This is a genomic window from Chromobacterium sp. LK1 (assembly GCF_001043555.1).
Classification (GTDB): domain Bacteria; phylum Pseudomonadota; class Gammaproteobacteria; order Burkholderiales; family Chromobacteriaceae; genus Chromobacterium; species Chromobacterium aquaticum.
Genome location: NZ_LDUI01000023.1, coordinates 1 through 23,765, shown reverse-complemented (window position 1 = coordinate 23,765; position 23,765 = coordinate 1). Strand labels below are relative to the sequence as shown.

Annotated in this window: 22 protein-coding genes; 5 read left to right on the top strand and 17 right to left on the bottom strand. The window is 62.6% G+C overall.

What is annotated here, in order from left to right:
* Positions 1 to 12 precede the first annotated feature (12 nt).
* The 17 genes from VI26_RS11000 to VI26_RS23850 all read right to left on the bottom strand — a co-directional run bounded on the left by VI26_RS11000 (position 13) and on the right by VI26_RS23850 (position 19,900).
* On the bottom strand, positions 13 to 1,311 hold the full coding sequence (locus VI26_RS11000; RefSeq protein WP_156183844.1) for a hypothetical protein: 1,299 nt from the start codon (positions 1,309 to 1,311) through the stop codon (positions 13 to 15).
* A gap of 153 nt (positions 1,312 to 1,464) precedes the next feature.
* Complete coding sequence (locus VI26_RS10995) at positions 1,465 to 3,324, bottom strand: DUF2235 domain-containing protein (protein ID WP_231581001.1); 1,860 nt, start codon at positions 3,322 to 3,324, stop codon at positions 1,465 to 1,467.
* Between the two features lie 149 nt (positions 3,325 to 3,473).
* Positions 3,474 to 4,112, bottom strand: a complete 639-nt coding sequence (locus tag VI26_RS10990) for a DUF3304 domain-containing protein (RefSeq protein ID WP_048409794.1) — start codon at positions 4,110 to 4,112, stop codon at positions 3,474 to 3,476.
* Positions 4,113 to 4,276: 164 nt separating this feature from the next.
* Positions 4,277 to 4,918 carry a DUF3304 domain-containing protein gene (locus VI26_RS10985; protein ID WP_048409793.1) on the bottom strand — a complete coding sequence of 214 codons (642 nt, stop codon included), beginning with the start codon at positions 4,916 to 4,918 and terminating at the stop codon, positions 4,277 to 4,279.
* A 62-nt stretch (positions 4,919 to 4,980) separates the two neighbouring features.
* Complete coding sequence (locus VI26_RS10980; protein WP_048409792.1) at positions 4,981 to 5,658, bottom strand: DUF3304 domain-containing protein; 678 nt, start codon at positions 5,656 to 5,658, stop codon at positions 4,981 to 4,983.
* A complete protein-coding gene (locus VI26_RS10975; RefSeq protein ID WP_048409791.1) occupies positions 5,655 to 6,353 on the bottom strand; it encodes a DUF3304 domain-containing protein in 699 nt (232 codons plus the stop codon). Before VI26_RS10975 ends, VI26_RS10980 begins: the two co-directional genes overlap by 4 nt.
* Positions 6,350 to 7,018: a DUF3304 domain-containing protein gene (locus VI26_RS10970; RefSeq protein WP_048409790.1), complete on the bottom strand. Its 669-nt coding sequence runs from the start codon at positions 7,016 to 7,018 to the stop codon at positions 6,350 to 6,352. Before VI26_RS10970 ends, VI26_RS10975 begins: the two co-directional genes overlap by 4 nt.
* Positions 7,015 to 7,470: a hypothetical protein gene (locus tag VI26_RS10965; RefSeq protein ID WP_156183843.1), complete on the bottom strand. Its 456-nt coding sequence runs from the start codon at positions 7,468 to 7,470 to the stop codon at positions 7,015 to 7,017. Before VI26_RS10965 ends, VI26_RS10970 begins: the two co-directional genes overlap by 4 nt.
* Positions 7,471 to 7,494: 24 nt before the next feature.
* Complete coding sequence (locus tag VI26_RS10960; RefSeq protein ID WP_048409788.1) at positions 7,495 to 8,253, bottom strand: DUF4123 domain-containing protein; 759 nt, start codon at positions 8,251 to 8,253, stop codon at positions 7,495 to 7,497.
* Positions 8,250 to 10,865, bottom strand: a complete 2,616-nt coding sequence (locus tag VI26_RS10955; protein WP_048409787.1) for a type VI secretion system Vgr family protein — start codon at positions 10,863 to 10,865, stop codon at positions 8,250 to 8,252. The genes VI26_RS10960 and VI26_RS10955 overlap by 4 nt, the downstream gene beginning before the upstream one ends.
* Positions 10,866 to 10,950: 85 nt before the next feature.
* Positions 10,951 to 11,388: an OmpA family protein gene (locus tag VI26_RS10950; protein ID WP_197081438.1), complete on the bottom strand. Its 438-nt coding sequence runs from the start codon at positions 11,386 to 11,388 to the stop codon at positions 10,951 to 10,953.
* 141 nt (positions 11,389 to 11,529) lie between these two features.
* The gene (locus tag VI26_RS10945) at positions 11,530 to 12,027 is read right to left on the bottom strand and encodes a type VI secretion system tube protein Hcp (protein ID WP_048409786.1); all 498 of its coding nucleotides are present in this window, start codon (positions 12,025 to 12,027) and stop codon (positions 11,530 to 11,532) included.
* A 109-nt stretch (positions 12,028 to 12,136) separates the two neighbouring features.
* On the bottom strand, positions 12,137 to 13,621 hold the full coding sequence (gene tssC, locus VI26_RS10940) for a type VI secretion system contractile sheath large subunit (RefSeq protein WP_048409785.1): 1,485 nt from the start codon (positions 13,619 to 13,621) through the stop codon (positions 12,137 to 12,139).
* Between the two features lie 3 nt (positions 13,622 to 13,624).
* On the bottom strand, positions 13,625 to 14,137 hold the full coding sequence (gene tssB / locus VI26_RS10935) for a type VI secretion system contractile sheath small subunit (protein WP_048409784.1): 513 nt from the start codon (positions 14,135 to 14,137) through the stop codon (positions 13,625 to 13,627).
* 81 nt (positions 14,138 to 14,218) lie between these two features.
* Positions 14,219 to 15,238 carry a type VI secretion system-associated protein TagF gene (gene tagF / locus VI26_RS10930; protein WP_048409783.1) on the bottom strand — a complete coding sequence of 340 codons (1,020 nt, stop codon included), beginning with the start codon at positions 15,236 to 15,238 and terminating at the stop codon, positions 14,219 to 14,221.
* 15 nt (positions 15,239 to 15,253) lie between these two features.
* Positions 15,254 to 19,018, bottom strand: a complete 3,765-nt coding sequence (tssM, locus tag VI26_RS10925; RefSeq protein WP_048409782.1) for a type VI secretion system membrane subunit TssM — start codon at positions 19,016 to 19,018, stop codon at positions 15,254 to 15,256.
* Positions 19,019 to 19,045: 27 nt separating this feature from the next.
* Positions 19,046 to 19,900: a M15 family metallopeptidase gene (locus tag VI26_RS23850; RefSeq protein ID WP_082151008.1), complete on the bottom strand. Its 855-nt coding sequence runs from the start codon at positions 19,898 to 19,900 to the stop codon at positions 19,046 to 19,048.
* Between the two features lie 180 nt (positions 19,901 to 20,080).
* On the opposite strand from VI26_RS23850, the gene tssJ reads away from it, so the two are divergent.
* The 5 genes from tssJ to VI26_RS10895 all read left to right on the top strand — a co-directional run.
* Positions 20,081 to 20,620, top strand: coding sequence for a type VI secretion system lipoprotein TssJ (tssJ, locus tag VI26_RS10915; RefSeq protein WP_048409781.1), 540 nt, complete (start codon positions 20,081 to 20,083; stop codon positions 20,618 to 20,620).
* A 269-nt stretch (positions 20,621 to 20,889) separates the two neighbouring features.
* Positions 20,890 to 22,236 carry a type VI secretion system baseplate subunit TssK gene (tssK, locus tag VI26_RS10910; protein ID WP_048409780.1) on the top strand — a complete coding sequence of 449 codons (1,347 nt, stop codon included), beginning with the start codon at positions 20,890 to 20,892 and terminating at the stop codon, positions 22,234 to 22,236.
* 7 nt (positions 22,237 to 22,243) lie between these two features.
* Positions 22,244 to 22,945 carry a type IVB secretion system protein IcmH/DotU gene (gene icmH, locus VI26_RS10905; RefSeq protein WP_048409779.1) on the top strand — a complete coding sequence of 234 codons (702 nt, stop codon included), beginning with the start codon at positions 22,244 to 22,246 and terminating at the stop codon, positions 22,943 to 22,945.
* A 3-nt stretch (positions 22,946 to 22,948) separates the two neighbouring features.
* A complete protein-coding gene (tssE, locus tag VI26_RS10900; protein WP_048409778.1) occupies positions 22,949 to 23,425 on the top strand; it encodes a type VI secretion system baseplate subunit TssE in 477 nt (158 codons plus the stop codon).
* 19 nt (positions 23,426 to 23,444) lie between these two features.
* Positions 23,445 to 23,765: contractile injection system protein, VgrG/Pvc8 family (locus VI26_RS10895; protein ID WP_048409777.1), on the top strand; the 321-nt coding region annotated here is incomplete at its 3' end.

Genomic DNA, 23,765 nt, shown 5'->3' with positions numbered 1-23,765 from the left:
GGCGCAAAACCGCTATTTCTTGGTTTTGAAATACTTCTCCAGGCCAAAGCTCAACGGCTCGCGCAACAGCAGGCCGCCATCCTCGCCCAGGCCGAAGATCAAGGAGGGAATCGCCGGCCGGCTCAGCCCCAGGTCGTCGACGGCGATGGCCAGCAAGCGGTCCGCCCGGCGCGCGGCCGGCACCTCCAGCCAGGTCCAGGCGTCGGCGCTGCCCTGACGCCGCAAGGCCACGCGGGTCCAGTCGTCGGCCTTGCCGTCCCAATCCAGGATCGCATCGCCGCTGGCGTTGCTGACCGCCTGTCCCAGCGTTTTGCCCGCCGCCTCGAAGCGGACCTCGATGCCGGCCGCCCCGCCCACGCGCGGCTGGCCGACGATGGCGATCAATTGCCTCGCCGTGGCCGGCTGACGCACATTCATTTCCGCATCCGACATCAGGCGGTACTTGGGCGCCTGAGCCGGCAATTGCGCCTCCACCGTCACCAGGCCGTTGCTCACCCGCCAACGGCCCTCCAGATAATAAGCGCGGCTGGCCAACAAGGACCAGGAAGCCTGACCGTCGGCCTGCAAAGCCAGCTCGGACTCCGTCCGGCTCTCCATCCGGTAATGCCCGGCCAATTGCGCCGCCGTCAGCGGACGGTCCAATTTGCGGTAGCGCAACACGGAGCGCACCGGAATCTCAGGGGCCGGCTTGGGCATCGTCAAACCGCCGTCCGCCTGGATCTCCAGCTCCGCCTGGCGGAACAGGGGCTGCACCGCGTCGGCGTTGCTCAGCTCGAAACCGGCCGCCCGCTCCGTCCTGCCAGCGGCGTCCACCTCGAACCACTGCCAAGCTTGCCCGGATCCGGCCAGGCGCAGGCCCACCTTGCGCCACGCTCCCCATGCCTTAGGCTGCCAGGCGATCAGATAGCCCGGCGTCCGGGTGGCCTCGGCCTCCACTTGCCGGCCCTGATCGTCCTCCAGCAGGGCCTCCGTTCCCGCCACGCCCATGCGGCCGGCCGCCAGCACCGCCACCGTCATCATCGCCTCGTCGTAGCGGTCCGCGGCCATGAAGCGGCCGGAGGCATAGGGCAATTGCCGGTAGGCCGGCGCTTCGCCGCCTGCCGCCGCGCGCAGAACGATCCGTCCCCGCCCGCGCGTCCAATCGCCGCGCACCGTGCGCGCGCCGCTGCCCTTGATGAACCATTCAAACTGGCCAGAAGGCAGCAGAACCAGGCTGCTGGGCAACCAGTCCTCGTCGGCCGGCACATAGGTGCCGGCCGCCTTGTCCGGCGCGGCGGCCTGCGCCGGCGCGCACAGGCAGCCCAAAAGCAAAGCGGCGCAAACTCTATGTACGGTTTTGCCAGACCTACGGACCACTCTTTCCTCCCGCATCCCATTTCCCATCGCTTTTATCCAAATATTCAACACAGCCGCGCCCAACTATTGCTCCTAGCCCCTATTCAGCTCAGCCGCGCGCTCACAGGATCACGCCATCATCACATCAGGCTGTTGCGCGTCGCGGTTGCGCAAACGGGTCAACAGCACATTGTCGGCGCCGGCATAGACCTTGCGGTAGCGCAGGTAGCCGGCGCCCACCAGGAAAGGCTCCTGCCCCGTGGTCACCCGCACCGGCACTTGTTGCATGCTGCCGGACTCCTCGTAGAGCTTGACCCAGCCCTTTTCCTCCTCGGTCAGGGACTCCTGATTGCGGCTGCTCATCTTCCTCAGCTCCGCCTGGATTTCCGGCGTTTCCTTGCCGGTCAGACGGAACCAGGCGTAGGAATCATGCACATAGTCGGTAAACAAGCGGCTGGCCGCCGCCGGCAAGTATTTGCCGCCCTCGCCCTTTTCCAATTCCGGCCAGATTTCCTTCAATTCCGCCCAATCCTTGACCACTTTCGGGTCCCAGGTGGGCGGGTAGTAATTCCGCGTCGCGCCCCGTCCCATCTGCACCTTCTCCTCGCGCATCCAACGCCGGAAGTATTCCAGATGCTCGGCCATCTTCTGATTGCCACCCACCAGATCGTTGACGTCACCGTTGTTGATGCCCTTCAGATTAGGGAAATGCTGGGTCAGCGAGGCATGATCCAGCTTGTCCGCCCAAGTCAGCCGCCAAGCGATGTAAGGCCAATACATATCGCGCAACAAGTCCTTGTACTTGCCTTCCTTGCGCGGTATGGCGGCGAGGAAATCATTGAAGGCCGTGATCAATTTCGGGTCCACCAGCATCCGGTACTGCACCGCCGCCGGCATCTTCTCCGCCTTCAGCGGCACCCCGGCCAGCCGCGCCTTGCGATACATCACCGCCAAGGCGATGCGCGACAGCTTGTCCGAACCCTTGGGGTCCTTGCCGCGCCCCTGCTCCAGAGGCAAATAACCGCCGCCGACATCGGAATGCACACCGGGAAACATGATCTCCTCGGCATTGCCCGGCAGGCCGCCCTGGGTCTCGATGGAATCCAGCGGAAAGCTGCGGCGGATCTCATGCGCGGAAACCAGGTGCACGCAACGCATGCCCATGGGCACCCGCAGCGACTGCTCGGCGTCGGCCCATTCCGCGTGACCGTCGAACAACAGCGTGGAGGACGCCAGGCCCACCGAGGCCACGGTGTCGAACAGGCCCAGAAAGTCGAAATGCACCGGGATGCCGCCCAGGGTTTTCTGGCCGCTGTTGCCGGTCATCTCGGCATCCAGCTCGCACATGCGCTGCATCCAGTTGCTGAACGAGCGCGCCTTGGTCGCCCCGCGCGAGAAACCAAACACCGATAGGTAAATGCCGCTGATGCGGCCCTTGTCCATGCAGGCCACTTTGTCGTCCGGGCCGGGCAGATAGGGCTTGATCGCCTTCTGCAAGTCTTGCAAGACCATGCGCAGCTCGTCGAAGGTGCTCCGCCGGCCAGTGCGCATATCACGCTCGCTGATCCAGCCGCCGTTTTTCAGGTTCCAGCCGGTCACCACCATCCGCTTGCTCAGCGTTCGTATTTTCTCGTCCGACACCAGGACGCTGTCCTTGAAATAGCGGTGCACATTGTTGACGGCCTGCATCAGGCCCCAGACGATGCGTTCGTGACCATACAAGGCCATCGCCGCGCCCATAGACGCGTCGCTGCCCTTGCCGCTGTCCTTCACGCTGGAGAAGGGCGTGCCCACCCCCGGCACATAGACCTTGAAAAAATGCGGGTAGTCCTGCTCCACGTCCGCCCACTTCGGATCATTCGAGATCACGCCCTTGACGCCAAGGCCGGGGTAACAATCATACAGGCGGGCGACGTTGGAAAAGCCGTCGTTGTCCTGGCACAGATTGTAATTATTGCGCGTGCCGTCAAAGAAGAAGCCAAAGAACAAATTGCCGTCGCAACTGGCGGCTGGGTTTTTGATGGGGGGGAGTTCCCTCTTATCAAACAGTTGTAACTTTGCTCGATCTTCAGTTGAAAAAAAAGTTCTTAAATCACATGGGTCTGCCATAGAGGATGGAATCAGCTCGCACAGTTGAGTCATGGCCTAGCTCCCAATAGCTTTATCTTTCTTGTAACAACCTCTATTGCATCTTGATATAAATTTGGATTTTTACCTTTTTTAACTTCAAGCTGGAAATCTGCTAAATCACCTTGCAGCAATTTCATTTCTCGATCCCATACCTTCTGCCGAAATTCAAGCGAAGGCCTAGGCCAGCCCCTCACCACCCCCGGCCAATTCGCATTGGGCGGATCGTAGCGGCTGACCACCGCCGCCAGCTTGCCGCCGTCCAGAATCTGCACCCACAGCGTTGCCGGTTCCTCATAGCGAGGCACTTCCAGCTCATGCGTCCGCAGCGGAATCTTTTCGTGCGCCCATTCCTGATAGGTCTTGGCCTTGGTCCCCAGCCGCGTCTTCACCACCACCTTCAGCCCTGGACGCCATTGCGTCGGCAAGGACACGCAGCACATGGCGCCGCTGCCCGCATAGGCCGCCACCCGCTCCATCGCCTCCAGTTGCTCCGGATCGTCGGCGCGGGCAATGCCCACCACGTCGTAATCCTCATCGGTGTAATTGACCGCGGTCAGCGACACGCCGATCTTGCCCGATCCCATCGCCGCGCAGCCGCTGGAGGCCAGCACGACGAGAACCAATAAAACCCGGCCTAGCAAACTCATATCATCCTCTCCATGCACATGCCGCGAATACAACGCATAGCCCTTCAAAAAAACTCAAAACAGAATCATATTGCAATGGCAATCCTAGCGAATATGGAGAAAAACCATATGATCTCCCCTTCGACTACCCACGAAGCCCCAAGAACCATAAACGCAATGAAATATCATGGTCTTGACCCCATAAGCTTCACTTGCTCTTTTGCCCATTTTGCCGCCTCGGTAAACTCCACCTCTTCTCTAGGATTCTGTCTCGCGGCGTCTTCAAATCGTTTAGCTCTTCGCAAATATTCTGCGGAATCCCTATCCCATCTCATTCTTCGATATTCTAGAGAAGGCCTAGGCCAGCCCTTCACCGCTCCCGGCCAATTCGCATGGGGCGGATCATAGCGGCTGACCACCGCCGCCAGCTTGCCGCCGTCCAGAATCTGCACCCACAGCGTTGCCGGCTCCTCATAGCGCGGTACATCCAGCTCATGCATCTGCAGCGGAATCTTTTCGTGCGCCCATTCCTGATAGGTCTTGGCCTTGGTCCCCAGCCGCGTCTTCACCACCACCTTCAGCCCCGGACGCCATTGCGTCGGCAAGGACACGCAGCACATGGTGCCGCTGCCCGCATAGGCCGCCACCCGCTCCATCGCCTCCAGTTGTTCCGGATCATCGGCGCGGGCAATGCCCACCACGTCGTAATCCTCATCGGTGTAATTGACCGCGCTCAGCGACACGCCGATCTTGTCCGATCCCATCGCCGCGCAGCCGCTGGAGGCCAGCACGACGAGAACCAATAAAGCCCGGCCTAGAAAACTCATATCATTCTCTCCATGCCCAGACTTCCACTACAAACCGGACATATTGAAAGATGCCAAACTTTTCATGGCCTAGTGCCCAGTAACTTCAACTCAAATAAAACTGAGTTAATCGCTTTTTGATAGCTTTCCTTTTCCTTGTAATCTGTCTCACGATCCTTCGCATTAACCATTTTCGCTAGCTGCTTTTGAAGTAATAGATTATCCCTATCCCACAACTTACGACGATGCTCTATCGAGGCTCTCGGCCATCCCTTCACCTCTCCCGGCCAATTCGCATGGGGCGGATCATAGCGGCTGACCACCGCCGCCAGCTTGCCGCTGTCCAGAATCTGCACCCACAGCGTTGCCGGCTCCTCGTAGCGCGGTACATCCAGCTCATGCGTCCGCAGCGGGATCTTTTCGTACGCCCATTCCTGATAGGTCTTGGCCTTGGTCCCCAGCCGCGTCTTCACCACCACCTTCAGCCCCGGACGCCATTGCGTCGGCAAGGACACGCAGCACATGGTGCCGCTACCCGCATAGGCCGCCACCCGCTCCATCGCCTCCAGTTGTTCCGGATCGTCGGCGCGGGCAATGCCCACCACGTCGTAATCCTCGTCGGTGTAATTGACCGCGGTCAGCAACACGCCGGTCTTGCCCGGCCCCAGCGCCACGCAGCCGCTCAGGAACAATGCGAACAAGACCAATAAAACTCTCCTGGCAAGCCCTACAATTGCCATCATATTGTTCATATCAGTCATGGTTTATGCCGCTCCATAATTTCAATGTCCAATCTCAAATCATTGATCGTGTCTTTGAAACGAGCCGCCTTATCTGGATTTTCTGCTGCACCCTTCTCGAGTTTTTTTAAATCCCCCTGCAATATATTCATATCGCGTAACCAGATCTTTCTCCGGTATTCTGCCGAAGGCCTAGGCCATCCCTTCACCTCTCCCGGCCAATTCGCATGGGGCGGATCATAGCGGCTGACCACCGCCGCCAGCTTGCCGCCGTCCAGAATCTGCACCCATAGCGTTGCCGGTTCCTCATAGCGCGGCACTTCCAGCTCATGCGTCTGCAGCGGAATCTTTTCGTGCCCCCATTCCTGATAGGTCTTGGCCTTGGTCCCCAGCCGGGTCTTCACCACCACCTTCAGCCCCGGACGCCAATGCGTCGGCAAGGACACGCAGCACATGGCGCCGCTACCCGCATAGGCCGCCACCCGCTCCATCGCCTCCAGTTGCTCCGGATCATCGGCGCGGGCAATGCCCACCACGTCGTAATCCTCGTCGGTGTAATTGACCGCGGTCAGCGACACGCCAGTCTTGGCCGGCCCCAGCGCCGCGCAGCCGCTCAGAAGCAAGATAATGAAAAAGGGTAAAAACCATCTACCAATACCCTGAGAACCATCCTCATGGTTCGAACTCACATTAAGAATGCCCGTAAGCTTTCTCACTTCAGCCTATTCTCAAGCTTTAGTATGCTTTTTTTAATATCCGAAATGGCCCAATCCATATTTTTTTTCTGCTCAACACTTAATCCAGGTTTTTTTGATGCATTCTCCATTACAGTCAATAATTCTTTCTCGCGATTCAACTCCAAAATCAATTTTTTATTTTGATACGCAGCACTTGGCCTAGGCCACCCCTTCACCGCCCCCGGCCAATTCGCATGGGGCGGATCATAGCGGCTGACCACCGCCGCCAGCTTGCCGCTGTCCAGAATCTGCACCCACAGCGTTGCCGGCTCCTCGTAGCGCGGTACATCCAGCTCATGCGTCCGCAGCGGGATCTTTTCGTACGCCCATTCCTGATAGGTCTTGGCCTTGGTCCCCAGCCGCGTCTTCACCACCACCTTCAGCCCCGGACGCCATTGCGTCGGCAAGGACACGCAGCACATGGTGCCGCTACCCGCATAGGCCGCCACCCGCTCCATCGCCTCCAGTTGTTCCGGATCGTCGGCGCGGGTAATGCCCACCACGTCGTAATCCTCGTCGGTGTAATTGACCGCGGTCAGCGACACGCCGGTCTTGTCCGATCCCAGCGCCGCGCAGCCGCTCAGCGCGGCGGTCAGCAACAGGCCGGCGACCAGGCGGAGGCACGGGGCAAGGTAGCCGATCATGGCGTGGCCGGTTTCTTCTCCAGCTCCAGGTCCATGCCCGCCGCCGGCATCAGAAACAGATACTCGCCGCGCAGCTGATGGCGGCGGCCATTGCCCGCTTCCAGCACGCTGCCCTTGGGCAGACGGAGCAAGGCCATGCCCTCGGCGACCAGCGCTTGCGACTTCACGCCCTTGGCGTCTCCGCCCAGCCAGTCGCGCAAGGCCTGGCCGCTGGTTTCCAACTTGGCCGGCACCGGCTCGCTCCAGCCCAGTTGAGCCGACACCAGGCCGTAGTCCTTGCCCAGCTTGACCACGGTCAGCAGCGCGGCGGGTTCGCCGTTGTCGTCGTACACTTGCTGCATCCGTTCATTGGGCAGCAGCGCGTAACGGCCCAGCCAGTCGTCGGCCTGGGCCAGCGCGGGACAAAGCAGGGCCAGCAGCAGCGCGCCGCCTTGCAGAAACTTACCAGCCATCAGCATCTCCTTTTGCTATCGAAATCAGGCCGGCGCCCGCAGCGCGTCCATGCAGCGCTCGAAGCGTTGATCCGGCTCTTCCTGTCCTTCCAGGTCCGCCTGCGACAAGGCCCGCTCCACCGCCGGGTAACAATCCGCCAGCACCTCGGGGGTGATGTAGCGGTGAAAATGCATCTGGTACAAGGTTTCATCCGCTTCGCCAGCGCGGATCAAGGCCAGGGTCTGGGCTTGGTCCAACACCACCTTGTCCGCCGGCGGCAATGCGCGCGTCGGCAACGGCAGGCTATGCCAGCCGCCCGCGCGCGCTGGCAGCAGGCACAAGCTGGCCGGACCGAAGAATTGCCCGCGCTGTTCCGCGTCCTGCACCGCCACGATGTCAGGCAAGCGGCGGGTATCCGGGTAGCGCAGATTGAAATGCAGGTCGTCGGCTTTCACCACGCACCACGGCAGTAGACGCTGCGCGAGTTCGGACAGGCTTTCCGGGCTGAGCCACACGCTGAGCATCGGCATGCCGTCGCAAAACGTCAGCAAGCGCCGCAGCGGCTCGGGGAAGGCCGGGTCGAACTGCGCCAGCAGGGGCGAGGCCGCCATCAGCTCCTTGCCGCCGTCGTCGCTCTGGGTGAACACGCTGAGCCAGGGCAGCCCGCTGGCGCGCAGCCGCCGCAATAGATCCGGGTTCTGCGCGCCGTCCAGCAGCAGATAACTGTTGTGCTCCGGCATCTCCGCCACGGCAGCCAAACGCCGCTCCAGCTCCGCCCAATCGAAAGAATGAATGTATTTCATCGCTGTACCTGGCTGAAGGCGGAGCCGGCCTTGGCGCTGCGCAGCAAACACTCCACGCAGACTTCCTTGGGAAACAAGGGGAACGGCGGACTCATGCTGGCCGGCCCGCTCCAATCGTGGCGCCCGCCCTTGAAGCTGACGGTGCCCGGCGCGTGCAGCTCGATCTTGCCGTCCTTGATCCGCACATAAGCGCCGCCGCTGGTCAGCAGAATCTCCTTCTTGCCATTCCACAGCTGCTGGCCCTTGATGGCGGTGATCTTGACGTCCTGGTCGCCGGTCACTTCGATATTGTCGCTCTGTGCTTGAACCTGCACCTTGCCCTTGGCCGCGATCAGCTTCAACGCGATCTGATCCTTGACCCCGGCGACGAACAGGCTGATGTGCTGGCCCACATTGTGAATCCAGCGCCGGCCGCTGGTTTGATTGCTGTCGCGCTGCGCCACCAGGTCCAGATTGGTGCCGGCGGCCACGGTCTGGCTTTGCTGGCTCAGGCTGGCGATGCCGGCCGGGGCGGACAGAATAATCAGCGGTTGTTGACCGGCTTGGTCCTTGGCGGTCTTGCCGTCCTTGTCGGTGTTGCTGCCGGCTTCCCAGGCTTTCAAGGCCGCGGCCTGGTGTTGCAGATGGCCTTCGGTCTTCTTGGCGGCCTTGGCGTTGTCTGGGCCGATTTCTTCCGGCCCGGTTTCCATGGTGTCCGCCTGCTGGCCGCTGGCGGTGTCGCCCAGGCTCTGGCTCAGGGCCAGGGCTGCATCGAGCTGGCTTTGCGCTTGTTCGCGCGCCAGTTGTTTACCGGACGCGCCGTTCTGCGCTTCGGTGGACAGCAGCAGGCCGTGGCCGGCGCGGATCGCGCCGTGATTGTCGGTGCGCAGTTCGAAGCCGTCGCCGCGCGGTTCGGCCTTGCCGTTGCTGCGTGGCTGGGTCAGGAAACCCTGGTTGAGTTGGGTCTTGCCGGGTTCGGAACTGAGCTTAGCTCTGACTTCGCCCGGGGTGTCGTCGAACAAGAGTTCGTTGTACTGGCCGCCCTGGTGTTCCTTGGATTTGATGCCGGACAGGGTCTTGTTGGCTGGCAGCGCGCCAGCGCCGCTGAAGTCCGGGGTGGGGTGGCTGCCGTTGTAGAGCACGCCGGTAATCACCGGGCGGTCGATATCGCCTTCGATGAAGTCGACCAAGACTTCCTGGCCGATGCGCGGGATGAATTGGTGGCCCCAGCCGGCGCCGGCGCTGGGCATGACCACGCGCAGCCAGCAGGAGGATTTATCGTCCAGATTGGCGCCGATGCTGGGGTGTTCGTCCGGCCGCTGCCAGTGGAATTGCACCTTGATGCGGCCGTGCTGGTCGGTGTGGACTTCTTCACCCTGGGGGCCGACCACGGTCGCGGTTTGCACGCCGCGGGACTTGGGCTTGGCCAGTTCGGTATGGGCGTAGGCCGGGGTCAGCGGCACGCCGCGGCGTTGGGCGTCGAAGTCGGCGCGGAAGGGTTGGGCTTCCTTGCCACCTTGGAAGGCTTTGAGGTCGGCCGGCAGGTTGTTGCGCGCGCTTAAAGTCTGGCGAGTGACCACGAATTCGCGCTGTTCGCTGCTGTCGCCGTCGTGGGCCGGATGGTCGTCCAGGCGGAACCACTGGCCGGCGGCCAGGCCGCGCACCGAGCCGCCGCCGCTGAATTGCTTGGCCTTGAGGTCATGCGCTTGCTGGCGCAGCTGGGCGTAGTGGCTGAGCTGATCGGCGTCGCCGGCGTAGTACAGCGATTGCGGGTCGTAGTCGTGCAAGGACGATTGCAAGGCCTTGCCGTTCTGGCCCTGGTCGATGCGGCTGTCGTCGCCGCTGTGCTGGGTCTGCACCGGCTGGTAATCGAAGCTGGCCAAGGCCACCGCACCGGGCACGATCTGGCGCTGGGCGTTCCACTCGGTCAGGCCGTCTTCGGCCTCGGTGGCGTCGCTGCGGTGGAAGCGCACCCGTTCCACGCTGGCCGGCGGCAGGCTATAGGGGTCGTCGAAGGCGACCAGTTGCACCTGGGGGGTGTCGCCATCGACATGATCGAAACGCCAGGCATAACCTTCTTCGTGCAACAGCCGCACGATGAAGTCGTAATCGGATTCTCGGTATTGCAGGCAGTAGCTGCGCGGCGACGCCGGGCCGGTCTTGAACTCCAGCATCTGCACCCGCGCGAATACCGGGTTGGCTTGCTGGTGCTCGGCCAGGATCTGCTTGACGATGTCCGGCACCGACAAGTCCTGGAACACCCGCGAGCTAACGCGATGCCGCAACAGTGCGAACGGCGGCTCGATGGTCAGCTGGTAGCGGCTGAAGCCGCCGTCCGAGCCCAGGCTCTGCACCTTGGACACCACGCCGCAACGCAGGCTTTCCGCGCCGGCGGCATCGAGGATACCGAGGCGGGCCGGCAGGCCGAGCAGGGTCTTGAGTTCGATCGCGCCGTCCGGAGACAGACAGGTCAGCTGGTAGGCGTAGGGCCGCGACACGCCTTCCTCGCCAGCCAGGCTCAGCGGCAGCAGTTGCTCGGCCGCCACGCTGCCATCGCCCAGGCTGAGGGTGAGCAGGCGCTGGTCTTGGTTGAAGGCGGAGGCGAAGCTGGCGAGCAGGGTGCTGAGGTCCATGGCGTTTAACTCAAGGTCAAATCAAATCGACTGCGCAATGCGTCAAGCCGCGCCGAGCAAACGGCCGCGGCTTGAGCAGGAGTAATTAGTTGGCGACGATGCGCACCGCGTGCAATTGGCGCTCGGTGTCGTAACGCACGCTGATCTTGCCGGCCGGGATGCCGGCGTCGGTCAGGACTTGCTTGACCGCGATGGCGCGGGTCTGAGCGGCGGCGCGGGCGTTGCCGATGTCGCCGCGATAGCAGTGGCCGCGCACCAGAATGGATTTGGCGGTTTTAAGCTTGGGCAGCAGCAGTTGCAGCTGGGCCTCGCCCACCGGGGACAGCTTGGGGCTCATTTTTTCAAACGGGATCAGGTTGGGGTCTATGGCCATATTGGCGGCCACGGCCTTGTCCAGCGCGGCCTTCTCTTCCGCCGCCTTGATCACGGCGGGGTCCTTGGAGGCTTGTTGAGCGTTAGGATTGGTCTTGCAGCCCGCGAGCGCCAAGCACGCAAGCGCGGCGACCATCAGCAAACGTTTCATAGCATTACTTCCCGAATTGACTGTAAACATGGGCAAAGGGCTTCCCGGAAACCGCTGCGCCAGGCCGGCGCGCGGCGGCTTCCCGGATGCCTAAAACCCGCCTGGGTCACAGGCGGGTTTGCGTTCCAGCAAGGCTGGAGATTAAGCGATCGCCTTGTTGGCGGTCAGGTCCCAACCGGAGCTGACGTTACCGCCGCCGGCGCCGTCAGCGCGTTTCTGCTGGGTGTAGGTCCACTTGATCTTGCCGTAAGTGAAGCTCACCTTTTCGCTCGGGAAGCCGTTGTCGTTGGCGGAACCGTGCGGCTCAACCTTGGCGATCAGGACTTGCTCCATCTTGATCTCCATGTACTTCACCTTATCGCCACCGGCACGGCACAGTTCGATGGTGATTTCCTTGATGTGCTGGCCCTTGCAGCAGGCTTCGTAAATCTTCGGGCTAGCCTTGTCCAGGAAGTGGGTGATTTCGTACGCAGCGTGGTTCACGCGCTCGGCGGTAGCGCCGCCGGCGGAGCTGGCGGTCGCTTGAGCCGGCTGTTCCAGCTTGTGGGCAAAGGATTGGATCTCGATCCAGTCCGCGTGCTTCTCGTCGCTGCTCTCGCCAGGAATGCCATCAATTTTCAGGAATGCATCAAAAGCCATTTACTTCTCCTTAAACAAAGGTCAAAAATCGGAGGGTTCGCCCTCCTATTGCAAAGGATGCCCAAGGCCGCGCGCCCTGCGGGAGCGCGCGGCACCGGGCTCTCCAGCGTTAACCCGCCGGTTGCGGCAGCTCCGCGACCAGACGCAGGGAAATGGTCAATTCATCCAGCTGGAAATGCGGCCGCAGGAAGGCGGCGGCGCGGTAAACGCCCGGCTTGCCCGGCACTTCCACCACGTCGACGCGGGCTTCGCGCAGCGGGTATTTGGCCTTGGCTTCCTGGCTGGCGGAGTCGTCCAGCAGCACGTACTGCGCCAACCAGGTATTCAGGAAGTCCTGCACGTTCTGGCGCGAGGCGAAGCTGCCGATCTTGTCGCGCATGATGGATTTCATGTAATGCGCGATGCGCGACACCGCGAAGATGTAGGGCAGCTGAGTGGACAGGCGCGCGTTGGCGTTGGCCGAATCGGTGTTGTAGGTCTTGGCCTTTTGCACCGACTGGCCGCCGAAGAAGGCCGCGTAGTCGGTGTTCTTGCAGTGCACCAGCGAGATGAAGCCCAGATCGGACAGCAGTTTTTCGGTGCGGTCGGTGATCGCCACTTCGGTCGGGCACTTGAGCGCCACTTCGCCGTCGTCGGTCTTGAAGGTATGGGCCGGCAGGCCTTCCACCAGGCCGCCGCCCTCCACGCCGCGGATGGCGGCCAGCCAGCCGTACTGGGCGAAAGCCGAGGTCAGCCGCGCGGCGTAGGCGTAGGCGGCGTTGGTCCACAGGTATTTTTCGTGGGTGCTGCCGTCCACGTTTTCTTCAAAGTCGAATTCCTCCACCGGCACATTGTCGCGACCGTAGGGCAGGCGGCCCAACACGTGCGGCAGGACCAGGCCAACGTAGCGGGAGTCTTCCGATTCACGGAAGGATTTCCACTTAGCGTATTCGACGGTGTCGAAGATCTTGGCCAGGTCGCGCGGCTTGCCGATATCGGTGAAGCTCTCCAGGCCGAACAGGCCGGAGGAGGCGGAAGTGATCAGCGGCGCGTGCGCGGAGGCGGCGACGTGGGACAACTCGTCCAGCAGGTAGAAGTCTTCCGGGTGGCGGGTGAATTCGTAATCGCCCACTAGGCCGGCGTAAGGCGCGCCGCCGAAGGTGCCGTATTCTTCTTCGTAGATTTTCTTGAACAGCGCGCTCTGGTCGAACTCCGGCGCCGCCTTGAAGTCCTTGACCAGGTCTTTCTTGGAGGCGTTGAGCACCTTGATCTTGAGCATGGTGCTGGTTTCGGATTCCATCACCAGGTATTTGAGGCCGCGCCAGGAGGCTTCCAGTTTCTGGAAATCCTGCTGGTGCATGATCTCGTTCAACTGCGAGGAGATCAGCGCGTCGATCTCGGCGATGCGCGCGTCAATGCTGGCGGAGAGGTCGCGCGATACGCTGACGCTGCCTTCCAGCACTTGGTCGACCAGTTCGCCGATCAGATCGCGGGTATGGCCCTTCTCGCTGTCATTGGTGGCAACGCGGCTTTGCTCGATGATGGAATCGAGCAGGCTGCCGGACGCCGCCGGTGCTGCGGCCGCGCCGGCCTCGAGTTGTTGTTCTGCGCTCATCTATTACTCCCCTGCTTTGTCCGGATGCGCGGCCTGGCTGATTTGCTTCAGCTTTTCGGTATCGCGCACCACTTCATCCAACAATTCTTCCAGCTTGTCGTTGCCCGCCATCTTGTTGCGCAGATCGGCCAGGCGCTTGCGCGCGTCCAGCAGCTGTTTCAGCGGCTCGACCTGGTCCACCACGTTCTGCGGCTCGAAGTCGGCCAGCTCGTTGAAATTCAGTTCCATCGCCAACTGGCTGCCGTCTTCCTTCAGCTTGTTGTCCACCTTGATGGTCAGCCGCGGCGCCATGCCTTTCAGCACTTCGTCGAAGTTGTCGCGGTCGATCTGGACGAACTTGCGCTCCTTCATCTTGGGCAGCGGCTCCTTGCTGTGGCCGGAGTAATCCCCCAGCACGCCCAGCACGAAGGGCAGTTCCTTGGTTTCGATGGCGTCGCCGATTTCAACGTCGTAGGTGATCTGCACGCGCGGCGGGCGTACCCGCGACAGTTTTTTCTGTGTGCTTTCTTTGGCCATGATGGTTCTCTCTCAAGTTCACAAAGCTCTGGCGCCGCCAGCGCCCAGCCATTGCCGGCGGCTCCGGTGTTACGCCAATACTCAGGCCACGCTGCGCGACAGGCTGGAAGCCACATCGCTCAACTGAGCCACCGAAATGGACGGATCGTTCAGCCGCCGCCCCAGGATATAGGCCGCCTCGGCATAAGCCTGGTGGTTGCGCCATGGCGCCTGCGGTTCGGCCACGTCGACCACGAAACGCGCGTCCAGTTGCCCACCCCAACACTGCGCCACGATTTGCTCGTTCAGTTCACCTGGCAGCAAGGCCAGGAAACGCCCTTCCGGCCGCCGCATCAGCAGGCATTGCTCGGCCTGACCGCCCTGGCCGGTGGTGGCGGCCTGGTACAACGACAGCCAGGTGGCCGCGGCCAGCATGTCTTCGCCGTCGCTGTCAGGCAGCGGCAGCAGGTAGGTCTGCGCCGACAGGCTGCCCTTGAACTTGCGCAGCAGCTGATGGTGGAAGGTGAAGGCCAGCAGCACGGTTTCCAGGTCCGGCAGGCCGCGTTGAGCCAGCAGCGCGGCCAGCCGGCTGGCCGGGGTCATCGCCATATGCCGCTCCAGCAGTTGCTGCGCCAGCTCGATGTCGGCGCTGGAGGAGGAGCCGAACCACGACTGCTCCTCAAGGAACTGCCGGCAGGCCAGCATTTCCACCGCGTTGTCGATGGCGCTGCTCAACTGCTCCTTCAGGCCGGAGAAAAACAGCTCATTGGCCAGCATCAGCACCGACAACGGCGGCAGCGGGGTGTCGCAAGGCAGCAAGGAGGCCGCCACCAGCGGATAGTTGCGGCCGCTCTCGTCGCGGCTGGGCTGCATCACGCCCAACGATAGCCACATTTGATCGCGGCTGCGCAGCACGAAGCTGGTGGCCGGCGTCGCGCGGTAACGCTCCACCGCCTCCGGCCCGCTCTCCAGCCCCAGCAGGCTCTGGGCCAGCAGTTGGTCCAGCTGGGTGGCCGCCGGATGGGTGGCGTTGACGCGGACAAAATCGCCGCGGCGCGGCAATTTGCCGAAAATGCAAAACTGCGGGGGCGCTTCCTGAGCGCGCTTGAAATTGAACGCCATGACTCGTCTCTCTCCTTACAGCGTCACGCGCTCAGGCAAGGTCAGCTTGTACAGCTTGGTCAGTTGCAGCGGGTTGACGCCACCGACCATGCGGAAATTGAATTTCACCGTTTGCGCGTCGCCATCGGGCTTGCGCAGGTTCCAGGTGAGCTGGGCGGAGTCCGGGCTGTCCTGGCTGACCTTGGCGCTGGACAGCAAGCGCATCAGGCCCATGCGGCCCGGCTGGTTGCCCACCACGCTGCTGGCGCCGCTGTAGGACACCACCTGGATGCGCGCGCCGGCGTTCTGGCCAGTGCCCGGCCAGGTGAACGGCTGCCAGGCCTGCGGGCCGTTGCGGTAGCGCAGTTCTTGGCCGTCCACCTCGAACACGATTTCGGACAGGCCAGGCGTCGGCGTCGGCTGCAACTCAAAGCGGGTGTTCTCGCCATCCTGCAACTGGGTGTTGGCCAGCGCGGACAGGCTGCTGACGCTGGACAGGAAGGCGGGGTTGAACTTCACCCCCATATTGCCCCAGGCGCGCGGCACCAATTGGTCGCCCTTCTTCTGCACCAGGCCGCTCAGGTATTTGTTGATGAATTTGTCCAGGGTGCCGTCATTGGCTTTGACGAAGCGGCTGATCTCCGCCACCGAGGCGCTGTTGCTGGAATCGGCGAACGGATATTTGCCGGCCAGTTGCTTCCACTGCGGCAGCACCTCGTTGGCCCAGGCCTGGTTGATATCGTTGGCCACCGGGCCCAGCAAGGCGTTGTAGGACTGGGTCAGTGGACGCACCAGCATCGGTCGCACCATTTCGCCGGTTTCCGGCGACACCTGGCTGAGCAGGCTGTTGTCGACGAAGGCGGCGGTATCGCCCAGTTCGGAGCCGGAGCCGCTAAGCGTCGCCTGCAGCGCGGCGCGCGCCTGCGGGCCGGGCTCGTCGGTGCTGGAGATGGCCGCCAGCTTGGCCTTCAGCTTGGCCAGTTGGTCCAGATAGGCGTTGATCGGCGGGTTGTCGCCCTTGACCAGCTGCGCGACGCCGGCGAACTGACGGCCCACTTCGCCGTACAGCTTGCCCTTGTCGGCCTGGGCCGGCGCGCTGCCGCCCTTGAGGAATTCAGCAGTCTTTTCCAGCATCGACTGCTTGGCGTTTTCCAGCGAACGGTTCAGCTCGGACGGGTTGTCCCAGGCGGTTTCCATCGCCGCGCGCGCCAGCACCAGCTTGATCGGCGAGCTTTGCTTGTCGGACAGCCGCGCCATCGCCGACGCCGACTGCGCCGGATTGGTGAAGTCGCGAGTGGTGACGCCGATCAGGAATTTCTTCCAGGCCGCCGCGTACTGGGTGCGATACAGGGTTTCCAGCGTGGCGCGGTTTTTCTCCACGTCGCCGTCGCGGCCCAGATTGTCCTGGGTGGACGAGGCCAGCACCCAATCGTCGCTGCGGATCTCGCCCTTGCTGGCTTCGTCGATCGCGCCCTTGACGTAGCCGTTCCAGGCTTCGCGGGTGAAAGCGCCCTCCACCATCTGGCTGCCGGCGATCACGTCCAGATCGCGGTTGTCCAGGATGCGCGCCACGGTCAGCGGCGAGAAACGGGTATTGGCGCGCGCCTTGATTTCGTTGAACACGCGCTCCTGCGCGGACAGGCGCTTGAAGGAGCCGCGCAGCACATCGCGCGCTTCGCCCACCACCTTGGCGTTGTTGTCGATCAAGGGCAGGTCCGCTTCCTTGATCTGGCTGACGTAGAAGGCCACCAGCTTTTCGGCCACCGCCATCACCTCTTCCACCGAATACTGCCCGCGCTGGCTTTCCAGATACGGCCGCCAGTAGCGCGGCAGCTGGTCTATCAGGTGCGCCTCGTCCATGCGCTTCTGCTCATGCAGCATCAGATAGGTTTTCAGCGCGTTGTAGCTGGCGTCCAGCTGCTGCGGATTGCGCTGCGGCGCGGCGGTTTCGCCTTGAGCCGCGGACGCGTCCAGCTTGGCCGTGGTGGCGCGTTGCGGCCAATCCAGCAAGCTGAGCTTGATATTGGGCAGGCCTCCGCGCGGCGCGTGCTTCTTGGGCTTGGGTTTGAACGGCGCCGGAGCGGGCGCCGCCACCGCCGGCTTGGCCGGCTCGCTCACCACCGGCGCCGGGGCCGGCGCTTCGGGCTTCAGCGCCACCAGCGTGGTTTCCAGATTGCGCTGCACCGGGCGCAGCATCACGTCCTTCAGGCCGGCGAAATACTCGCGGCGCAGTTGCGGCTCCAGCTCCTTGCCCTGGTACAGGCCCAGACCGATCTGCCACGGCGCGCCGTTCTTGCGATAGGCCTGCAGTTCTTCCAGGCGCTTTTGCAGGATTTGCAGCGAGCGCAGCTTGTCGTACAGCTGACCGCTGGCGGCCAGTTTCTGCGCCTGGGCGCGTTCCGCCTTCACCTCGTCCAGCAGGTGCTGGTTGCCGATGAAGGACCAGGTCCAGAAGCTGGCCAGCGCCGCCAGCGACAACACGCCGGCCGCCATGCCGAACAAGCGCCAGCGGCTGCCGCTGGGCTTGGTCTGGCGCGAAATCAGGTGTTGATCCTGGAACAGCACGTCGCGGAACAGATTGCGCAGGAAGAAGCTGTAAGACGCAGGCGCCTGCTTCATGTCCTGACCGCCCTTGTTCAGGTCGAACTGGCCTTGCACCCGGTTGGCGGCGACGATGCGCGGCACGCCTTCTTGCAGCGCGCTGGTGAAATAGAAGCCACGCAGCAGCGGGCGCGCGTGGTAGGGGTCTTCCTCGTGCAAGAGCTTGACGAACTTGACCACCGCCTCTTTCAGGCCGTGGAATTCGATGGGGAAGGCGAAATGGGCCGGCTTGATCTGGTCGCCGCGATACTGGATCAGCTTTTCCTCGCCGGCCTGCACCAGGCCGCGGTACAGCAGTTCAAACTGCTGGCCGGTGACGGTGGCGATGTCGAAGCCGGCGCCTTGATCGGCGCTCAAAGTCGCGCCCCACACCCGCGCGCGTTCCTCGTCGTCGGCTTCCTGGAAGAACTGGGCGAAACCGCCCAACAGGTCCAGCTTGGTGAACACCAGATAGATGGGCACCAGCAGGCCGAAGGTATTGCACACCTCGTGGATGCGCTCGCGGATCTGGCGCGCGTACAGGGTGAAGCCTTCGCTATTGTGCTGCGCCAGTTCCGGCAGGCTGATGGCGATCAGGATGCCGTTCACCGGCGCCTTGGCGCGGTGCTTTTTCAGCAGCTTGAGGAATTCCAGCCACTCCACCCGGTCCTCGCTCTGGGTCGCGTAACGGCCGGCGGTGTCCAGCAGCACGCCCTCGGTGGAGAAGAACCAGTCGCAGTTGCGGGTGCCGCCCACGCCCTGGATGCCGCTCTTGTCGCTGAACGGAAAGGTGAGGCCGGATTGCAGGATGGCGGAACTCTTACCCGCCGCCGGGTGGCCGATGATCATGTACCACGGCAGCTCGTACAGCGCGGCGCTGCCGCTGGCGGAACCCAGCTTGGATTTTTTCAGCGTATCGATGGCGCCCAGCAACCGCTGGCGCAACAGGGTAACCTCGGCGCGCTTGTCGGAACTGGCGTTGATCACCGCCTCGTCCGCCTGCTTGCGCAGCATGCGCTCCAAGAGGCCGCCGGCGCGGCGCGCCAGCACCTGGCCCACCAGCAGAGTCAGCACCCAGAACAACATGACGCCGATGATCCAGCCCAAGCGGGCCTCCAGCGACTCCAGGCCCAACCAGGGGCCCAGGAACCAGATCAACGCGATCAGGATCAGGAACCCGATTGCAGAAGCCACTTTGGCGTGACGCAACCAACCTTTCATAAACACCCACCACCTTCTTGTAAGCCGTTATTTTTTGAGCAGGGACTTGAGCGAGCCGGGCCTCTCAATATGCCCGAAGTCCTTGAAGCTCCAGTTACCGCCCCATGTCAGGCCGGCTGCAGCAGCTTCCTCCCCCAGCGCGGTGTAAGCCTGCATCGCCCAGGGGTCACGTTCTGAAATCACTACCTTGCCCGCGCGGATCGGCGCCAGGTCCACAGCCAAGCCGTATTGATGCTTGCTCTGGCCACCCTTGGCCTTGGTCACCAGCGTGGCCTGCCCGGCCAGAGAATCCTGGCGTTCCGGGCTGCGGTAGCCCTCCAGCAGCACCATGGGAAAGCCCCGCGCCTTCATTTTTTCCATCACCCGCAGCACCACCTGCACGAACTCCGGATTCAGCTTGCTCCAGTCGCGGTCGGCATGGCCCAGGCTGGGGCGCTCCGCGATGACATTGACAAAAGCTTCCGGCGGCAGCGGCGGCGGCGGCACCAGTTTTTCTTCCAGCAGCGTTTGTTTGATTCTGATGCCCTGGGCATACTCGGCCGCCTCGAACTCCGGGCTGCGGTGGAAGCGGTTCAGCTTCAGGGTGATCGCCACCGCCAACGCCACCAGCAGCAGGGACACCACCGGCAGCCACACCCGCCAGTAGCGGGCGGCCACGCCCGGCGCTCCGCTCGACACACGCAAAAAAGCGGCGCTCAATGCCCGCTTTTCATTCGAAAGCGCAGGAGCCGCCGCAGGCGTGTCCGCTACCGGCGCGACGGCCTTTGGAGAGCGCGTTCCCTCCAAGATGCGGGGCTGTCCCAAGAAGAACTTCCAGCCCAGCCACGACAGCAGCGAGACGATGCCAAACACAAGGACTGGCAGGATATAGTTAAAATGCATTTTGACGCAAAACAGTAAATGACATTACAATTTAAATCAATAGCTTGAACGACCCAATCGCGGATTTTGACGCCAATATGCAAATTAAATTGCCAGCTATCATGCATTCCAATTAAACCAAAAATTTGGGATACTTTCGATAGCAGATAGTCACAAATCCAATCGTTAGGAACCGCCGTCATGACGAAAAAACGCCCCCATTGGCAACGCGCAGCAGTCTTGTTTTCCGCCGTTGTCATAGCCACTCTGACCGCTTGTTCCAGCACCAAAAACATAGACATCAAGGCCGAGGGCACCCCCACGCTAAACCGCGACGCCAAAGGAAAACCGCTGTCCGTGGTGGTGCATGTCTACCAGCTGAAAAACCAGCAGGCCTTCAACCGCCTGACCATGGAAGCGCTGGCCAGCGGCAAACCCGAATCCGAGCTCCTGGGCGATAGCCTGATCAGCAGCAAGGAACTGACCTTTTTGCCAGGTGGTAAAGTGACGCTGGATGACGTCACCATTGAAAAAGACGCACAGTTCATCGGTGTCGTCGGTTTCTTCCGCCGTCCGGACCCCAATTTCTGGCGCCTGTTGTATGACGCAGACACCGTCCGTAGCAAGGATCTGAGCTTCCGCGCCGCGGAATGCCACTTGGAAGCCATCAAGCCCAAGGCCTTGACCATGCCCGGCCAGCCCTCCACGCCCAAGGTGGATTGCGCCGCCAGCCGGAACTGAGGCGCCACCGGCCATCGAGCGCGACGCTGAAAATTAACAAAGCCTTTTGCATGACAAGGACAAAGCGCTGCTGCAAAATGTCGCGCATTTTAGCGATCGTGTACACAGTTTGAACAGGGTGTTATTACCGGCTGCGCCCGGCCCCAGACGGGATTTGGCCTTGCCGGGCAAGCCGCCCGCAGCCGCCGCGGCCAAGCCCGGCGAACCCGCTGATGAATTTTCAGCGCCCATTGAATTTGAAATTGCAATCCAGACAAGGTGTATCAGTAATGCAACAAGCCAAACGAGTGCTATGGGGCGAAGGCATGTTCCTGCGCCCGCAGCACTTTCAGCAGCAAGCCCTCTTGCTGGAGCAGCACCTCTCCTCGCGGCAGCAACTGAGCAACCGCCACGCCTGGGGCGTGCAGCAGATCACGCTGGATGAGCAGGCGCTGAAGGGCGGCACCGTCCGCATCGACGCCTTGTCCATCCTGTTTCGCGACGGCACGCTGTACCAGGCGCCGGTCAATGCGCCGCTGCCCTTGTCGCGCGATCTGAACACCTTGCCGCAAGCCGGCATCAAGACCACGCTCTACGCCTGTCTCGCCCATATGCAGCCCTATGGCGGCAATACCCGCAGCGGCGAGGCGATGTCCCGCCCCACCCGCTTCCAGAGCGCCAATGTCGAAGTGGCCGACCTCTACACCCAGGCGCTGGACGCCGACCTGTCCACGCTGGAACTGGACGTGCGGCTGATGATCGAGGAAGAAAACCGCGATGGCTACGACGCCATCCCGCTGTGCCGGCTGGAAAAGGACGCCACCGGCCAATGGAGCCTGGCCGGCGGCTTCATCCCGCCGCTGGTGACGGTGGAAGGCTCGCGCGAAGTCAGCCACATGCTGCGCCGCCTGCTGGACATCCTGCTGGTGAAGAACCAGGCGCTGTCCGGCGGCCAGCGCGAACGCGCCAAGAACGTGATGGAGTACAGCTCCAGCGACATCAGCTCCTTCTGGCTGCTGCACACCGTCAACCGCAACTTCGCCAAGCTGCGCCACCTGTCGCTGGCCAGCCCGCTGCATCCGGAAGAACTCTACCTGGCGCTGGCCGAATTCTGCGGCGAGTTGCAGACCTTCTCCACCCACTACACGCTGTCCGACATCCCGGCCTACCGCCACGACGACCTGCACACCGTGCTGCCGGCGCTGGACGCGCAAATCCGCGAACTGCTGGAAACCGTGATTTCCTCGCGCTACGCCATCATCCCGCTGCACTCGCCCAAGCCGTCCTTCTACATCGGCCGGCTGGAAAGCGACCGCCTGCTGGAAAACGTCGATTACTACCTGTCGGTGCAAAGCGAACTGCCGGCCAGCCAGATCATCGACAGCGTGCCGTTGAAGATGAAGATAGGCGCGCCGGACGACGTGGAAAAAATCCTCAACTCCGCCATGCGCGGCGTGGCGCTCAGCCACGCGGCGCAAACCCCGTCCGCCATTCCGGTGCGGGTGGGCAACCACTATTTCGCGTTGGAGCCGCACGGCGAAATCTTCAGCCGCATGCTGCAATCGCGCAGCATCTGCATCTACATGCCGCAAACGCTCTCCAACCTGACGCTTGAACTGATCGCCGTATTCCGCTGAGACCGCCATGAACCAAACCGCCGCCACCCCTCAAGAACGTCCGCTGGCCGTGGCCGCCGCCGCGGCCCCCACCCTGCGCGAAATGCTGGAAGACGGCATCTACCTGCTGTTCCTGCTCAAGGACGGCAACGCCCCCAGCAGCGCGGTGGAATTCAACCGCCGCGTCGACCAATTCCTGAACCAGTACGAGCGCAATGCGCGCAACTTCGGCAAGGATCAGAACGCCATCAACCACTCCAAGTACGCGTTCTGCGCCTTGATGGACGAAATCATCCTGTCGTCGGAATTCGACATCCGCGACGAATGGGAACGCATGCCGCTGCAACTGCGCCTGTTTGGCGAGCACCTGGCCGGCGAGGGCTTCTTCAACCGCCTGGAACAGCTGCGGCTGGAACCGGCCACCCATATCGAGCCGCTGGAAGTGTTCTATACCTGCCTGCTGCTGGGCTTCCAGGGCAAATACCTGCTGGAAGGCCAGGAAAAACTGGGCTATCTGACCCACAAACTGGGCCAGGAAATCCAGCAAGTGCGCGGCGGCAAGGCCGAGTTCGCGCCCAACTGGCAACTGCCGCAACGCTTCCAGGCCTTTGTGCGCCATGAACTGCCGCTATGGCTGTACTTCGCGCTGCTGGCCGTGGTGGGCGCCGGCATCTTCGTCGCCTACCGCTGGCTGCTGTCCAGCCAGATGCAAAGCATCTTCGGCCTGTAAGCGATGAACCGCCGCCACGCCCAGCTGCTGCCATCGGTTCTGGACCGGCTGTTGGACGATCAGCCGGACAACAGCCATGGCGCCGAAACCATGCTCTACGAGCTGGCGCAGATCAAGCGCTCGCTGGCACGGGATCTGGAAGCGCTGCTCAACACCCGGCTCGCGCCGGTGCAAGAGCTGTTCGACGCCTACCCGCTGGCCAACGACAGCATGCTGAGCTTCGGCATTCCGGACCTGTCCGGCATCAGCCTGCTCAACCCGCACGACCGCGAACTCTTGCGCGAACAACTGCGCCGCGCCATCGAAGTGCACGAGCCGCGGCTATCCCGCGTGCGCGTCAATCTGGACGCGCCGCGCGAGATGGAGCGCCACCTGCGCTTCCGCGTCGACGCGGTGCTGAAAGTGCACCCGCACCGGCCGCCGGTCACCTTCGACGCCACGCTGCAACTCTCCTCCAACGTATACAAGGTACAAGGCTGACTCAGCCTGACAGCGCCCCATGGACCTCAGCACCCTGCTCGCCAGCTTCGCCTCCGCCTTCAATCAAGACCAGCGCCTGCTCACCCTCAGCCTGGGCGACGGCAGCGTGGCGGCCGAGCAACTGCTGCCGCTGAGCCTGGCTGGCGAGGAAGGCGTGTCCCGGCCCTACGCCTACCAGCTCACCTGTCTGTCTCCGGACGGCGCGATCGAACTCAAGACCCTGCTCGGCTTGCCGGCCCGCCTCGGTATCCTCGATGCCGCCGGCGCGGAAAGCCTGCGTTGCGGCGTGGTGTCCAAGGTGCAGAGCCTGGGCTCGGATGGCGGCTTCAGCCGCTACCAG

Excerpts from the sequence above, each read along its gene's own strand:
- VI26_RS10990 (WP_048409794.1), bottom strand. The coding sequence starts at position 4,112 with ATGAGTTTGCTAGGCCGGGTTTTATTGGTTCTCGTCGTGCTGGCCTCC.
- VI26_RS10985 (WP_048409793.1), bottom strand. The coding sequence starts at position 4,918 with ATGAGTTTTCTAGGCCGGGCTTTATTGGTTCTCGTCGTGCTGGCCTCC.
- VI26_RS10980 (WP_048409792.1), bottom strand. The coding sequence starts at position 5,658 with ATGACTGATATGAACAATATGATGGCAATTGTAGGGCTTGCCAGGAGA.
- VI26_RS10970 (WP_048409790.1), bottom strand. The coding sequence starts at position 7,018 with ATGATCGGCTACCTTGCCCCGTGCCTCCGCCTGGTCGCCGGCCTGTTG.
- VI26_RS10965 (WP_156183843.1), bottom strand. The coding sequence starts at position 7,470 with ATGGCTGGTAAGTTTCTGCAAGGCGGCGCGCTGCTGCTGGCCCTGCTT.
- VI26_RS10960 (WP_048409788.1), bottom strand. The coding sequence starts at position 8,253 with ATGAAATACATTCATTCTTTCGATTGGGCGGAGCTGGAGCGGCGTTTG.
- VI26_RS10955 (WP_048409787.1), bottom strand. The coding sequence starts at position 10,865 with ATGGACCTCAGCACCCTGCTCGCCAGCTTCGCCTCCGCCTTCAACCAA.
- VI26_RS10950 (WP_197081438.1), bottom strand. The coding sequence starts at position 11,388 with ATGAAACGTTTGCTGATGGTCGCCGCGCTTGCGTGCTTGGCGCTCGCG.
- VI26_RS10945 (WP_048409786.1), bottom strand. The coding sequence starts at position 12,027 with ATGGCTTTTGATGCATTCCTGAAAATTGATGGCATTCCTGGCGAGAGC.
- tssC (WP_048409785.1), bottom strand. The coding sequence starts at position 13,621 with ATGAGCGCAGAACAACAACTCGAGGCCGGCGCGGCCGCAGCACCGGCG.
- tssB (WP_048409784.1), bottom strand. The coding sequence starts at position 14,137 with ATGGCCAAAGAAAGCACACAGAAAAAACTGTCGCGGGTACGCCCGCCG.
- tagF (WP_048409783.1), bottom strand. The coding sequence starts at position 15,238 with ATGGCGTTCAATTTCAAGCGCGCTCAGGAAGCGCCCCCGCAGTTTTGC.
- tssM (WP_048409782.1), bottom strand. The coding sequence starts at position 19,018 with ATGAAAGGTTGGTTGCGTCACGCCAAAGTGGCTTCTGCAATCGGGTTC.
- VI26_RS23850 (WP_082151008.1), bottom strand. The coding sequence starts at position 19,900 with ATGCATTTTAACTATATCCTGCCAGTCCTTGTGTTTGGCATCGTCTCG.
- tssJ (WP_048409781.1), top strand. The coding sequence starts at position 20,081 with ATGACGAAAAAACGCCCCCATTGGCAACGCGCAGCAGTCTTGTTTTCC.
- tssK (WP_048409780.1), top strand. The coding sequence starts at position 20,890 with ATGCAACAAGCCAAACGAGTGCTATGGGGCGAAGGCATGTTCCTGCGC.
- icmH (WP_048409779.1), top strand. The coding sequence starts at position 22,244 with ATGAACCAAACCGCCGCCACCCCTCAAGAACGTCCGCTGGCCGTGGCC.
- tssE (WP_048409778.1), top strand. The coding sequence starts at position 22,949 with ATGAACCGCCGCCACGCCCAGCTGCTGCCATCGGTTCTGGACCGGCTG.